The following is a 13,459-nucleotide window of genomic DNA, read 5'->3' as shown; positions in this document are numbered from 1 at the left end:
CCTCATGGGACTCGGCATAACCGAGGAGCACGTACAGCTGGGCGAGTCCGTCCGGCGATTTCTGGGGCAACGCTGCCCGCGCGACATCGCGCGCGCGGGCATCGAGGCACCGACAGAGGAGCTGCCCTCGTTCTGGAAGGAGACCGCCGATCTCGGCTGGCTCGGCTTGCACCTTTCCGAATCGTTCGGGGGGCAGGGCTACGGCATCCAGGAGTTGGCGATATTCGTCGAGGAGCTGGCGCGCGCATGCGCCCCGGGCCCCTTCTTGCCGACGGTCGCCGCATCGGCGGCGATCGCCGCGTGGGGCGAACCGGCGCTGCAACAGGCCGTGCTCCCGGCATTGGCATCCGGCGGTGTCGCGGCGATCGCGTTTCCGTCGACGTCGATACTCGACTCGACCAAGCCCGACAACGACGGAGCCGTCGTTGTCACCGGTACCGCTCGGCCCGTCCTCGGGGGCGCGCTGGCCGAGTGGCTGGTCCTCCCAGCGGCGGGGGAAGACGGGGAGGTCTGGTGCGTCGTTGAGGGCGCGAACGTCGATGCTCAAGAGATCGCCAGCCTTGACCCGATCCGCCGTTGCGCCTCGGTGACCGTCCAACGTTTGCGCGTTCCAGCCGAGCGGCAGTTGCGCGTCGATCGAGACCTTCTCGAGTCGCTGCTCTCCGCGTTGTCGGGCGCGGACGCGACCGGTGGCTCGTCCTGGTGCGTCGACACCGCGGCCGAATACGCCAAGGTCCGCGAACAGTTCGGCCGGCCGATCGGGCAGTTCCAGGCCGTGAAACACCGCTGTGCGGACATGCTCGTCGCGCTCGAGCAGGCGCAGGCGGTCACCTGGTCGGCGTTGCGCTCGATCGACGAGTGTCTCGGTGACGACGGCGACAGTCCATCACGACTTCCCGGCGCAGTCGCCGGCGCCTTGGCCCCCGAGGCGTTCTGCACGGTCGCCAAGGACTGCATTCAGGTGCTCGGAGGAATCGGATTCACGTGGGAACACGACGCCCACCTGTACCTGCGAAGGGCGCTCACCTTGCGCCAGCTTCTCGGAGGACCCGCGCCTTGGCGCCGGCGGGTGGCGGACCTCGCGGTTTCAGGCGAGCGGCACCGGATGCGATTGGAGCTCCCAGTGGGCTTCGACGCGTTCCGCGATGAGATCCGCAAGGAAGCCGCGTCGATCGCGTCACAACCGCAACAGGAGCGGAGGCGAGCTCTGGTCGATTCGGGGCTCTTCGTGCCGCACTGGGCCCCGCCGTGGGGGCGCGACGCCGGCGCGGTGGAGCAGCTGGTGATCGACGAAGAGCTGAAAGAGGCGCGCCTTCGCCGGCCCCATCTCCAGGTAGGCGCGTGGGCGGCACCGACCATCGCAGCCCACGGGACGCCCGAGCAGCAGGAGAGGTGGGTGCGCCCGACGCTTCTCGGCGAGATCAGCTGGTGCCAGCTGTTCAGCGAGCCGGGAGCGGGCTCGGACCTCGCGTCGCTCTCGACCAAGGCGTCGCGCGTCGAGGGAGGCTGGCGCCTCAACGGGCAGAAGGTCTGGACTTCGATGGCCGCGCAGGCCGACTGGGGGATCTGCCTGGCCCGAAGCAATCCGAACACGCCGAAGCATCTGGGGATCACCTACTTCATCGTCGACATGAAGAGTCCGGGCATCGACGTCCGCCCGCTGCGGGAGCTGACCGGGCAGGCGATGTTCAACGAGGTGTTTCTCGACGATGTGTTCGTCCCCGACGATTGCGTCGTCGGAGAGGTAGACGGTGGGTGGCCCCTGGCGCGCACCACGCTTGCGAACGAACGGGTGGCCATGGGCAGCGGCTCGTCGTTCGGCGGCGGGATCGAGGCGCTTCTAACCCTGGTCAGCTCGCGCGGAGCCGATCCGGTGACCCTCGACCGCGTTGGAGCGCTCGTGGCGGAAGCGCATTCGGTTGCGCTGCTTGGCCAGCGATCGACCGAGAGAGCGGTAACCGGTGCCCGCCCCGGGCCCGAAGCCAGCGTGCGAAAACTGTTGGCCGCCGAGCACGACCAGCGGACCCAGGAGTTCGGTCTCGGATTGCTGGGAGGGGAGGGCGTGAGCGTCGAGGGGGCGGCCCAGCAATGGGCGTTCGGGTTCCTGGCCAACCGTTGCCTGACCATCGCCGGCGGAACCAGCGAGGTTCAGCGCAACGTCATCGCCGAACGGATCCTGGGACTTCCGCGGGATCCGGAACCGGCGAAGGCCTGACGTGGCCGGCAACTCGTTCCCCGACGGGTTCCGATGGGGGACTGCGACTGCAGCGCACCAGATCGAAGGCGGCAACACCAACAACGACTGGTGGCGCTGGGAGCACACGTCCGGCTCGGGGGTCGCCGAGCCGAGCGGTGACGCGTGCGACTCATGGCACCGCTGGAACGAGGACGGCGACATCGTGGCGGGTTTGGGCCTCGACCATTACCGCTTCTCTCTCGAGTGGAGCCGGATCGAACCGGCGCGTGGAGAGTGGTCGGTCGCGGCTCTCGACCACTACCGCCGGGTGTGCGACTACTTGCGCGAGCGGGACGTCGAGCCGATCGTGACGTTCCATCACTTCACGACCCCGGCGTGGCTCGCTGATGATGGAGGCTGGGAAAAAGAGGGGATCGTCGATCGCTTCGCCGAGTTCTGCCACCGAAGCGCCGCGGCACTCGGGCAATCGATCGGTCGCGCCTGCACACTCAACGAGCCGAACGTCGTCGCCACGATGGGTTACGTGATGGGGATGTTCCCGCCCGGACGCAATGACCCCGACGCCGCAAGGGACGTGACCGCGAACATGGTGGCCGCGCACCGGACGGCTGTCGAAGCCATTCGCTCTGAAGCTCCGAGCGTGCCGGTCGGGTTGACCCTATCGATGACCGACTACCAGCCGGCCGAGGGCGGCGAGGAGAAGACCGCCAACATCCGCGCGGCGCACGAGGATGTCTTCCTCCAGGCGATCGCCGGCGACGATTTCCTAGGCGTGCAGACCTACACCCGGATGCTGATCGGCCCGAACGGATGGGTAGGTCCAGAGCCGGGCGTCGAGGTGTTGCCGATGGGATACGAGCTTTGGCCCCAGGCCCTGGCCGCCTGCCTCAGGCGGGCATGGGCGGTGACCGGCGGCGAAGTGCCCCTCTGGGTCACGGAGAACGGCATCGGCACCGACGACGACCAGCAGCGGATCGACTTCGTCGCGGCAGCGCTGCGAGGCGTTCTCGACGTGATCGATGAGGGCGTGCGTGTCGACGGGTACACGTACTGGTCGCTCCTCGACAACTTCGAATGGGCCTTCGGGTACCGGCCGCACTTCGGTCTGGTGGCAGTTGACCGCACGACATTCGAGCGGCGCCCGAAGCCGAGCGCGAGGTGGTTTTCCGAGGTGGCCAGAAACAACCGGCTCCCCGCGTAGACACCGCGGCGCCGGGCTACCGCAGTGGGATCAGCTGTCCGGCGTTGATGGCTCGGGCGATCATGGTGTCGCCATCGAGTGTGGTTATCACGTTGAGCATCTTTGTCCAGTTGCTCTCCAGGTAGCCGGAGGGCCCGGTGGTGTAGCGGGGGGCGCCGCCGACGCCGGCAACGATCGCCGCTGCCACCCAGTACGACAAGGCGTACATGGTGAGGGTCACGTTGAAACCGGGGGCGGTGACATAGAGCGCCCCGCCGGTGACGTAGAGGTTGTCGAAAGCCCACATCCGCCCGTAGGGGTCGCACACTCCGTGATCGGGGTCGACAGCCATTCGGTGGGTGCCCATGATGTGGCGGTCGAGGGGCACGTCGCTGAACGGTGTCGCCCCCACCAGCGGCGATACGCCGGCGTCGACACTGCCCGGTAGCACGGCCGGGGTGGTGGTGTTGAGGGAGGCGATGAAGATCGGTTTCACCGTCGGGTAGGCGGAGCCCGGGCCGCCGACGGCGGCCATGATCTCCATCATCTTGGGGATGTAGAACGCGGCGGCGGCCACTTCGTAGGGATGGTTCTTGTAGGTGACCCGGGGAACCGGCTGGCCCCACACGTCCTTGATGTCGGGGTCGAGGTCCACGTAGTTCGTGAGCTGGGGCATGTCCTGGCCCTGCAGCGTGAAGCTGCTGATGTGGTTGACCAGGGGAGCCAGTTGCATGAGGAGCTTGTGACGGGCGCCGATTCCGACGGGCATCAAATGGATCGCCTGGCCGATCGGGTTTTCGTTCCCGCCGATCTCCAGGAGCCCGCCCATCAGCACGTCCGGGTCGAAGTCGGCGGCCGACGGACCCGGCCCGGCGAAGGCGTCGAGGACTTGGGTGCTGGTGCGGCCCCGGAAGGCGTGGATGTCCTGATCCATCAGGGCCAGGACGATGGTCTGCAGGTGCAGCATCAGGTTGCGGCCCAGAAGGCCGCTCGGCTCGGTGGCGGTCGGCAGCAGCTGCGAGACGTTGCTCTCGTTCGGGGCCTTGGAAATACCCGACAGCTGGCACAACCGGGTGGACTCGATGGGGGTGTTGGCCAGCACCACCAAGTCGGCAGCGAGGGTCTTCTGCTGGCCGTACGTGCTCGACGTCGGATCGGCGTCGATGTAGGTCACCCCCGTGGCCCGAGCCCGCTGTCCGTTGGCCGGCGACGACCACTCGATCCTGATCACGTTGGCCTCAGAAATCAGTGTCGCGCCGGCGGCAATGGCGTCGTTGAGCTGCCAAATGCCACCTGCCTTGGCTCCGTTCGGGCAGCCGTAGTTGTTGCAGAAGCCGCAGTCGTTACATGGCTGGCGACCGCGATAGGGGCGAGACACCGCCCCGGTCGGCACCGGCGCCGGGGTGTATCCGAGCCGGCGGGCCGCCTCGGCAGGCAGCAGGCTGTTCAGCTGCTGCACCCCGGGGGGCATCGCGAAAGGGGTGGAACGAGGCGACTCGTACGGGTTCGGGTTCACGATCCGGCCGCCCACCCGCCGGGCCGGGCCCTGCACGCCGACGATCTCTTCAACAACGGCGTAGAACGGTTCGATCAGCGGGTAGGTGATCGGCCAGTCGGCGTAGCTGGTGCCGGGAATCGCCGGCTGGTCGGCTGTCCCGTGGAGAAGGCTGTTGGCGATGAAATCGACCTCGCGGAAGCGACGGGCTTTCACGTCTGCGTGCGCGAAGCTGCCTCCGACGGTGGTGGCGAGGTTGTCCACATCCCCGACGAACGTGCGTTTCCCCGCTGAAGGGTCGGTGCGGAAGCTGCGCGGCTCGAGGACCGGGTCCTGGCTAATGAGAGGCGCGTTTTCGATCTCGTAGTTGAGCTCGTCGTTGGCGAACACGGTCGTCACCTGGGAGGGGTCGCCGCCCAGTCCGGTGAAGTAGTTGCGGCCCTTCTCCAGCACCACGACGTCGTACTGACCGCTGCGTGCCAGAAGGCGGGCGACGGTCGACCCCGACGAACCGCTGCCCACGATCACCGCCCGAGGTCTAGGCCGACTCATCTCGTACCAGCGACCCGTCCGAGCAGCCCGGCCTTCTGCCAGGCCTCCACGAGCGGGGCGATATCGGCCGGGGTCAAGGTCGGTGAGCCGGGGCTGGTCGCCAAGAATGACACCGGCCGGTACTCCCGATAATCCCCTCGCGGGACGAACACGCCTTCCTCTCCGAATCCGGCGTTGGGCCCCTCTCCGGGTCCGTAGGCGTTGTCGTCGTAGATGCTGTTACCCAACGGCTGGGTGTCGCCGTCCCAGGCGATCTCGGCCCACAAGGGATTCGAGTCCATGCCCTTGTACTCGGGCAGCCCGTAACAACCCTCGAACGTGTGCGACACGACGAACGGGAACAGCGTCTTGGCGTCGGCCGGAGCCCCGGGCGGGGTTGGCAGTGGCACCTGGCTGAGGACGACGTTGCCCGCCGCTTCGAGCAACAGATCTTGGTCAGCCGGACTGGCGTGAGAGAAAGGAACCTGGAAGAGCGACTGAGAATACGAATCAAAGGCGGCCAGGCCGGCCCGGTACACGTGCTGCAAACCGGCGGCGAGCGGTCCCGGGATAAGCCCCGATTTGATCTGGGCCGCCCAAGGGGTAGGTTGGGCCGGAGTCCCCACCACCCAGGCCGGCGCAGCAGCCAGCGCGGCGTCGACGCCCTCGATCAGCGCCCGCCAAGACAGCTCCTGCAAAGGGCTCAACGACACGTAATGGGTCTGACCATCGGACAGGAAGCCGTCCGGGAAGTGGGGCTGCGGTGCGCCCCGGGTGTAGTCCGGGTAGGCGTTGCGGTTGCTGAACGGACCACGCAGGTAGATCGCGGGATTGTCCGCCACCGTCTCGGGCATCGAGAACGCCGCCAGCAACCGGTCGATGAAGACGACCGCGTTCGCCTCGGCGGCTCCCAGAGCTGGCGCACCGGTAATCGGGTCTGCGCTCGGTACGACACGGGCACAGATCGCCGAACAGGTGGCCACTTCCGTCGGGTTGAGAAAGTAGAAAACCGGTTTCGCCGCCACAGGTGCAGAGGTTGCCGCGCGCGCAGCAGCTCTCAGCGCTGTCGGCAGCAGAGCAGCACCGCCAGTTGCGGCCGCGGCCGCGAGGAACTGGCGGCGAGAAAAGCGCTCCGACAAGATTCGACCCCTCCCACAGGCCTGGACGTACTACACATTCTGCGTGCCGCCTGTCTTATCCTTTCCGCTGGTGGACACCGGTTCGCCGCCGAATGGATGGACGTGCTTCGATCGTAAGATCGGTGACCGGTGAGCACCTTGGAGGGCCCGCCCCTTTCTGAAGCTGCCGGCGTCGGGTCCTTGACGTTGGGGGGATTTCTCGAAGAGGTGGCGGGTCGTTTTCGCGACAACGAAGCCCTGGTCTTCGAGGACCCCCTCCTCGGGGGGTCGACGGTGCGCTGGACCTACGGCGACCTACTGCTGCAAGCCCGGCGTGTCGCTTCGGCGTTGATCGCGAGCGGGGTTCGTCCTGGTACGCCCGTCGGGATCCTGATGGGCACCCGTCCTGAGGCGGTATCCGCGTTCTTCGGGGTCGCGCTTGCGGGCGGAGTGGCGGTTCTTTTGTCCACCTTCTCATCCCAGGCGGAGCTGGAGTTCCTCCTCGACCATTCCGGCGTCGAAGTCGTGCTGACCCAACAGCAGCTGCTCGGCCGCAATTTCGTCGAGGAGATCGAACCGGTGCGGCCCCAACGAGTACGCGACGTCGCTGCAGTCGGGACGACCGAGTGGGAGAAGTTTCTCGAGCGCGGCGCCGGCGAGGTCGGGCCGCAGGTTTCCCCGGACGATCCCGGCACGATCATCTACAGCTCCGGCACCACCGACCGGCCGAAAGGTGTCCTTCACCGGCAAGGCGCTCCCAGCTTGCAGTTCTGGCTCCAGGGGCAAGTGTTCGGGCGGACTGAGCAGACCCGGATGTGGACCGCCCTGCCGATGTTCTGGACTGCAGGTCTCAACACCGCAATGGGCGCGACGCTCGCGACCGGTGGGTGCTGGGTGATGCAGGAAACGTTCCAGCCCGCCGAGGCGCTCGGGTTGCTGGAGCGTGAGAAGGTCACCGAGCCGTACACCCTGCCGCATCAAACTGCCGCCATGGCGGAGCTGCCGGACTGGGAGCGGGCGGATCTTTCGTCGCTCAAGTTCGTATACGGCAAGTCGGCGTTCGCCCGGCATCCGAGCGTGAACGGCGATCCTGGATGGAACATGCCGGTCGCCTACGGCCTTTCCGAGACGTGTGCGATTTTCGCCACTCACTACTTCAACACGCCCCGGCAACTGCTCAAGGAGAGCACCGGACGGCTGCTGCCAGGTAACCGCTTGCGGGTCATCGACCCCGACACCGGGCGCGTTCTTGGTTCCGGAGAGTCCGGAGAGCTCGCCATCTGCGGCCCGACCCTCATGGACCGCTACGTGGGAATGACCCCCGAAGAGTGCTTCGATTCCGACGGTTTCTTCCGTACCGGCGACGCCGGCTGGTTCGACGACGACGGCTACCTTCACTGGACCGGGAGACGCTCGGAGATGATCAAGACGGCCGGCGCCAACGTCTCGCCGGCGGAGATCGAGGTTGCCCTTCGAGCCTTCCAGCCCATCAAACTCGCCCGTGTGTTGGGGAGGCCAGATGAGCGGTTGGGTGAGGTAGTTGTGCTCTGCGTGGTGCTGCGCGACGGTGCAATCGCGACTGCCGATGACGTTCGTGTGTTCTTGCGGGAAAGGCTGGCGGCGTACAAGGTTCCCAAGGAGATCCTCTTCATGTCGGACGGTGAGGTGCCAATGACCTCGAGCGACACAAAGGTGCGCGACGACGCGCTTCGGAAGCTGGTCGAAGAGCGGCTCCGCGAGCGAAGGGCTTCTGAGACTGGAGTCAGAAATTGACGACAACTGGTAGCGACGTGACCGGCGACGAGCAGTCGGCCGATACCGGCGGTGGGCTCGACACTTCGGACCTGGATCAGTACATCGGGGTGCCGATGGAGCCCGGAGAGCTCAAGGAGCCGGTCGCTCTCAACGACATACGCCGTTGGGTGCAGGGGATGCATTACCCGAATCCGTTGCACTACGACGAGGAATGGGCCGAGGGGAGCCGTTTCGGGAAGATCATCGCACCACAGTCGTTCACGGTTGCGTGCGATACGAGCCACGGCGCGTCACCCGCGCAGGTCGGCAAGATCCCGAACTCGCACTTGATCTTCGGAGGCGACGAATGGTGGTTCTTCGGGCCGCGCGTCGAATCGGGTGACCATCTGGTCTGTCACCGCATGCCGTTCGACTACAAGGTGACGGATACGAAGTTCGCGGGACCGACGTGTTTTCAACGGGGGGACACGCTGTACATAAATCAGCGCGGAGAGCGGGTTGCGCTTCAGAGATCGACGTCGATCCGCTACCAAGTGCGCCAAGCGCGTGAGAAGCGGATGTTCGATGAGCCTGCAGAACCGGAGTGGACCGACGACCAGCTTCTCGAACTAGAGGAGACCAAGGGCAAGTTCATCTCTCAGATCCAGGACCTGCGCCACGACAAGCGGATGTTCGATTCAGTCGCGGTGGGCGACGATCTGGCGATCAACGCTCTGGGACCGCACAGCCTGGCCAGCTTCGCCACCGAATGGCGGGCGTACCCCATGACCATCTGGGGCGGAACGTTGAAGGGGCCGACCACGGTCCGGGCGGAGGCCCTCGGCTACACGAAGGAGATGGCCGGGTTCGAAGGGGACCGCCGGATGGAGAAGGTCAATCCCGAGCTGACCGACGGTGCTTACTACGGCCCGTCCCGTGGTCATCTCCAGCCACGTTGGGCCCAGCACGTCGGTATGGCGCGCGGCTACGGCTACGGCGCGTCGATGGGCGCGTGGATCCTGGATTACGTGGCCGCCTGGGCCGGCGAGTGGGGCTTCATCCGTCACTCCGACGCGCAGTACCGCAATCCGGCCTTCACGGGTGACGTGACCTACCTTCGCGGCAAGGTGATCGACAAGCGGGTCGAGCGCCGGCGCCGTCACATGGCGGTTGTGGCGGTCGAGCTGACCAATCAGCACGACGCGGTTATGGCGAAGGCGACTGTCGAGGTCGAGCTGCCCGGCGATTAAGCGGCTCCCGCTGCCGCCCTTCCGCCAGGCGGATCAGGCTCTCCAATGCCCCTTCGAGGGTTCCGACCACTTCCTGCCTGGATTCGCCGGGCACGAGGAACACCGACAGCACCACGCGCAGCAGCAGCTCGTTCAGTTCGGCGACGCTGATCCAGCCCTCCTTCACCGGGACGGCGTTTTGCATGACCGGATCGAGAAGCTCGGCAGTGATCTGATGGAACACGGGCAGCTGCTGGCGCAGAAAACCGAGCACGAACGCGGGCTCTGTCTCGATCAACAACGTCAGCGCCGGGTGCCGGCGGAGATAGCCGAGGATGTACTCGGCGACGGTGCCGAGGCCGAGTTCGGTCCCTGGCACGTCTGCCAGCGCGCTGCGCAACCCCTCCGAGAACCTGTCTCTCTCGTACTCGGCGAGAACCGCGAGGAGATCCTCCTTCGAGGGGAAGTACCGGTAAACCGTCCCCCGGGACACGCCCGAACGCTCGCTGACGTCGCTCATGGTGAGCCGGCGCATCCCGACGCGGCCCATCGCGAGAAGGGCTCCTTCGAGGATCCGGTCCCGGGTGGCGGGCACGAGGTCGCTCATGGCGCCTCGACCGTAGCGCCCCGAACGTGACGAAACCTGCTACTTCAGTCAGTAGCGGTCGCCGCGGACGGTGTCGCGGGGCTTTACCCAGTGAACTCCAGGGGCATCTCGAGGACGGCACGAAGCATGGGAGTCCAGATCAGATCGGCGCCCTCGCGGATGCGGTACTCGGGTATCCGGCGGTGCCATTCGCGCATCGCCACCCGTAGCTCCAGCCGGGCGAGGTGCGAACCCAGGCATCGGTGGATGCCCTGACCGAACGCCGAGTGCCGGTTGACCGGCCGGTCGAAGTCGACCTGGTGAGCGTTCTCAACGCTGTCCGGGTCGGTGTTGGCTGCGCCGACGAATATGAGCAGAGATTCTCCGGCGCTTACCGGGCACCCGCTGATCTCGGTGTCTTCGGCGACGATCCTGGCCACGCCGCTTACGGGTGACTCCCACCGCAGCAACTCCTCAACTGCCGCAGGGATGACGCTCGGGTCCTCGGCTATCTGGCGGCGGCGATCCGGATGCTCCGCGAGATACGACCAGAAGCAGCACAGGCTGTCGGTGACCGTGTCGAGGCCGGCGATGATGAACAGGTAGCAGATGTCCAAGATCTCTTCGCGGGTCAGCCGTTCACCGTCGATCTCTGCTTCGAGGAGGTCGAGCAGCAGTCCCGGTGTGCGCTCGGCGGCGATTTGGTCGAGTGCTTCCTCGAAGTACCGGTAGCACTCGGTCCCGGCGGTCTTACGCGCTTCGCTCTGCTTTACGAAGTTGGTCTCACCGTGGCCGCGGATGATTCCGTCCTTGATCCAAAGGAAGTAGTCCAGCTTCTCGAGCGGCAGGCCCATCAGCTCCAGGAACACGGTGCACGGCAGCGGAATCGCGAAGTCTGAGGTGAACTCGCAGCTTCCCTGGTCGATGAACCGGTCGATCAGCTGGTTGACGAGCGCGGCGACCGCCTCTTCGTGCTTGGCCATCTGGCGCGGTGCGAAGTAGGGGTCGAGCAGCACGCGGTACTTCTTGTGGTCCGGCGGGTCGATCTGCAAAGGGATGAGCGGACGATCGTTGCCGATACCGCCCATGCCCTCCCCGAACTGCGAAGAGAACAGCTTCGGGTTGCGGAGGGTGTCCTCCACGTCCTTCGCTCGCGTAACCAGGATGGTCGGCTTGCGGCCTGGAATGTCAATGTCGTCACGTGCCGGCGGGCCGCTCCTCATGCGTGCGAAGTAGGGCCTCGGGTCCTTGGCGAACTCGGGGTCCATCATGATCTTGAGCGACCACCCCGGTTCCGAGGTGTCGTACGGTTCCGCCTCCGGCGCACCATCTTGAGCGGCCTGATTCCCGACCTGGCCGTCCACCGATTCTTCGGCGTCCAGCGTGGTAGAGGGATGTGTCTGCGTCATAGGAATCCTCCCCGGCCGCACCGGCGAAGGGTACGACTAGACAGCAACGACAGATAGAACAACTTCCGTAGATTCTGTCATATACCCAGTTCGCTTGTCGAGCAACCCGCAAATGTGGCCCCGTCCAGGCAGGACAACCTCCCCACGTGTGAAATCTTCATTTTCGTGGGGATGCGCGCAGGGCGCGTTTTGACGGCAGCCTTTCTCGTCGCCGGGGCTTCGGCGGCTACCCCCGCGCTTGCCCTCGGGCCGGCCGCCTCCTCTTCTTCGGTGAACACGGGCGCCAACTCGACCCAATCCGCCTGCGACTGGCCGATGTACGGTCACGACCCGACGAGGACGATGTCGACCGGGTGCTCGCTCGCACCGACGGCCTCCAGCGTCAGCGGAATGCTCCCCCGCTGGCACATCCACACCGACGACGTGGTGACGGCCAGTCCGACCGTGTATGACGGCGTTGTCTACGTCGGCGACTGGTCCGGCAAGTTCTATGCCCTCGACCTGAACAGCGGGTCCACTTTGTGGACCACGCTCCTCGGGCCGAAGCGAACCGATGGCAGCGCAGATAGGCACACGGGTGCTTACGGCACGATCACGTCGACTGCGGCAGTAGCGGAGATCGGCGGGAAACCTGTCGTGTTCGTCGGAGCAGGAGGGTCGCTATACGCGCTTAACGGAGCAAGGGCCTCGATTCCCGATGCGCAAAGGGTGCTCTGGAGGGTTGACTTCGACCCGGGTCACCCGACGAGTCACGGCGAAGTCGAGTCGTCGCCGGTCGTCTGGACGGACGCGCCGGGAGGCCCGCAGGTCTTCGTGGGGTCGGACGCCAACCAGGACAGCGGCTACGTGGGCGAAGGGATCTGGGCGGTCGACGCCCGGACCGGGTCGCAGCTGTGGCATTTCAATCCCGAGACCTACACGCAGCACCCGCTATACGGCTGCGGCAACGTGTGGTCCTCCCCGGCGCTCGGGCTCGACCCCTCCAATCACGATCCTTCCCAAAGGGCCGTCCTGTACTTCGGCTCCGCCGACTGCCCGGACAACTCGGGCACTCCATGCCCTTCCGACGGCTCCGACGCGTACTGCCCGAAAGGCGGGCAGTACCAGTACGCCAACCGATGGCAGAAATACGCCGAGAGCATCACGGCCCTCTCAGCGGTGACCGGCTTGCCGGTCTGGAGCTACCAGGGCCACCCGAAGAACAGCCAGGACGACGACGACTACGGGGCGTCGGCTCAGCTGTTCACGCTGCCGACCGGGCAAACGGTGGTGGGCGAGGCCGGCAAGGACGGGCTGTACGTCGTGCTCGACCGCCAGTCCGGATCGTTGATCTGGCGGGCACCGGAAACCGGCAACGGCAACGTCCAGCAGGGGCTCGCCATCGGAGGGTTCATCGGAACGCCCGCGGTCGGGAATGTAGCCGGCAAGCCGACGGTCTTCGGGGGTGTCGCGATCAACACGCCGGTCACCTACGACGCCTCGGGCAACCCGACGTTGCAGGACCCCTCGACGATCATCCAAGGGATCCCCGGGCTCCAGGCCTTCTCGGGCTCTTCAGGCTCGCATGCCTGGTCAGGTTTGCAGCCGTACACCTATGCGGCGACGAGCATCGCGAACGGGGTGGTGTACACCGGTTCGATCGACGGATTCTTCAGGGCACTCGACGCGGCCACCGGCCGTGTTCTGTGGGCGTTCCCGCTCGGGGCGCCGGTCTCGTCGGGCGCCGCGATCGCCGGAGCCACCGTGGTCATCGGGGCGGGCACCTCGGAGAGCGACGTCGAGTTCAAGGCCTGCGCTCAGACCCCCGCTGCGCTGACCCAACTGTGCAAGCAGACCCCGCTGAACCAGACGCTCAACCCCCTGGGCGACCTGGGCGGAGTATGGGCCTTTTCGGCCTGAGTCGGCATCGGATGGGCGGGTGCGGATTGCGCCTTTTGTCCAATCTGAGACAGATGCTTCAATATATGTCGCAAATGGTCA

9 protein-coding genes are annotated in these 13,459 nt (G+C 66.1%); 5 read left to right on the top strand and 4 right to left on the bottom strand.

What is annotated here, in order from left to right; translation table 11 throughout:
* Positions 1–4 precede the first annotated feature (4 nt).
* Together VFZ97_03915 and VFZ97_03910 are read left to right on the top strand one after the other, a co-directional pair.
* Positions 5–2,215 (top strand): acyl-CoA dehydrogenase, encoded by a 2,211-nt coding sequence (locus VFZ97_03915; protein HEX6392562.1) that lies wholly within the window; start codon positions 5–7, stop codon positions 2,213–2,215.
* Between the two features lies 1 nt (position 2,216).
* On the top strand, positions 2,217–3,398 hold the full coding sequence (locus tag VFZ97_03910) for a family 1 glycosylhydrolase (protein HEX6392561.1): 1,182 nt from the start codon (positions 2,217–2,219) through the stop codon (positions 3,396–3,398).
* 16 nt (positions 3,399–3,414) lie between these two features.
* Here VFZ97_03910 and VFZ97_03905 read toward each other — a convergent pair whose 3' ends face one another.
* Complete coding sequence (locus VFZ97_03905; GenBank protein HEX6392560.1) at positions 3,415–5,400, bottom strand: GMC family oxidoreductase; 1,986 nt, start codon at positions 5,398–5,400, stop codon at positions 3,415–3,417.
* A gap of 20 nt (positions 5,401–5,420) precedes the next feature.
* Positions 5,421–6,542 (bottom strand): gluconate 2-dehydrogenase subunit 3 family protein, encoded by a 1,122-nt coding sequence (locus VFZ97_03900; protein HEX6392559.1) that lies wholly within the window; start codon positions 6,540–6,542, stop codon positions 5,421–5,423.
* A 129-nt stretch (positions 6,543–6,671) separates the two neighbouring features.
* On the opposite strand from VFZ97_03900, the gene VFZ97_03895 reads away from it, so the two are divergent.
* Positions 6,672–8,294 (top strand): class I adenylate-forming enzyme family protein, encoded by a 1,623-nt coding sequence (locus VFZ97_03895; protein ID HEX6392558.1) that lies wholly within the window; start codon positions 6,672–6,674, stop codon positions 8,292–8,294.
* Positions 8,291–9,505, top strand: a complete 1,215-nt coding sequence (locus VFZ97_03890; protein ID HEX6392557.1) for a MaoC family dehydratase N-terminal domain-containing protein — start codon at positions 8,291–8,293, stop codon at positions 9,503–9,505. The genes VFZ97_03895 and VFZ97_03890 overlap by 4 nt, the downstream gene beginning before the upstream one ends.
* Here VFZ97_03890 and VFZ97_03885 read toward each other — a convergent pair.
* Together VFZ97_03885 and VFZ97_03880 are read right to left on the bottom strand one after the other, a co-directional pair.
* Positions 9,462–10,091, bottom strand: coding sequence for a TetR/AcrR family transcriptional regulator (locus tag VFZ97_03885; protein HEX6392556.1), 630 nt, complete (start codon positions 10,089–10,091; stop codon positions 9,462–9,464). The genes VFZ97_03890 and VFZ97_03885 overlap by 44 nt on opposite strands.
* An 83-nt stretch (positions 10,092–10,174) precedes the next feature.
* A complete protein-coding gene (locus tag VFZ97_03880; protein HEX6392555.1) occupies positions 10,175–11,479 on the bottom strand; it encodes a cytochrome P450 in 1,305 nt (434 codons plus the stop codon).
* A 171-nt stretch (positions 11,480–11,650) separates the two neighbouring features.
* Here VFZ97_03880 and VFZ97_03875 point away from each other — a divergent pair, with 171 nt between their 5' ends.
* On the top strand, positions 11,651–13,378 hold the full coding sequence (locus VFZ97_03875; protein ID HEX6392554.1) for a PQQ-binding-like beta-propeller repeat protein: 1,728 nt from the start codon (positions 11,651–11,653) through the stop codon (positions 13,376–13,378).
* The last annotated feature ends 81 nt before the right edge of the window (positions 13,379–13,459 follow it).

It is taken from the genome of Acidimicrobiales bacterium, assembly GCA_036378675.1.
In the GTDB taxonomy this organism is placed as follows: Bacteria; Actinomycetota; Acidimicrobiia; order Acidimicrobiales; family Palsa-688; genus DASUWA01.
Note: the sequence above shows the minus strand (reverse complement) of the source record. Positions and strands in the feature narration are given on the sequence as shown.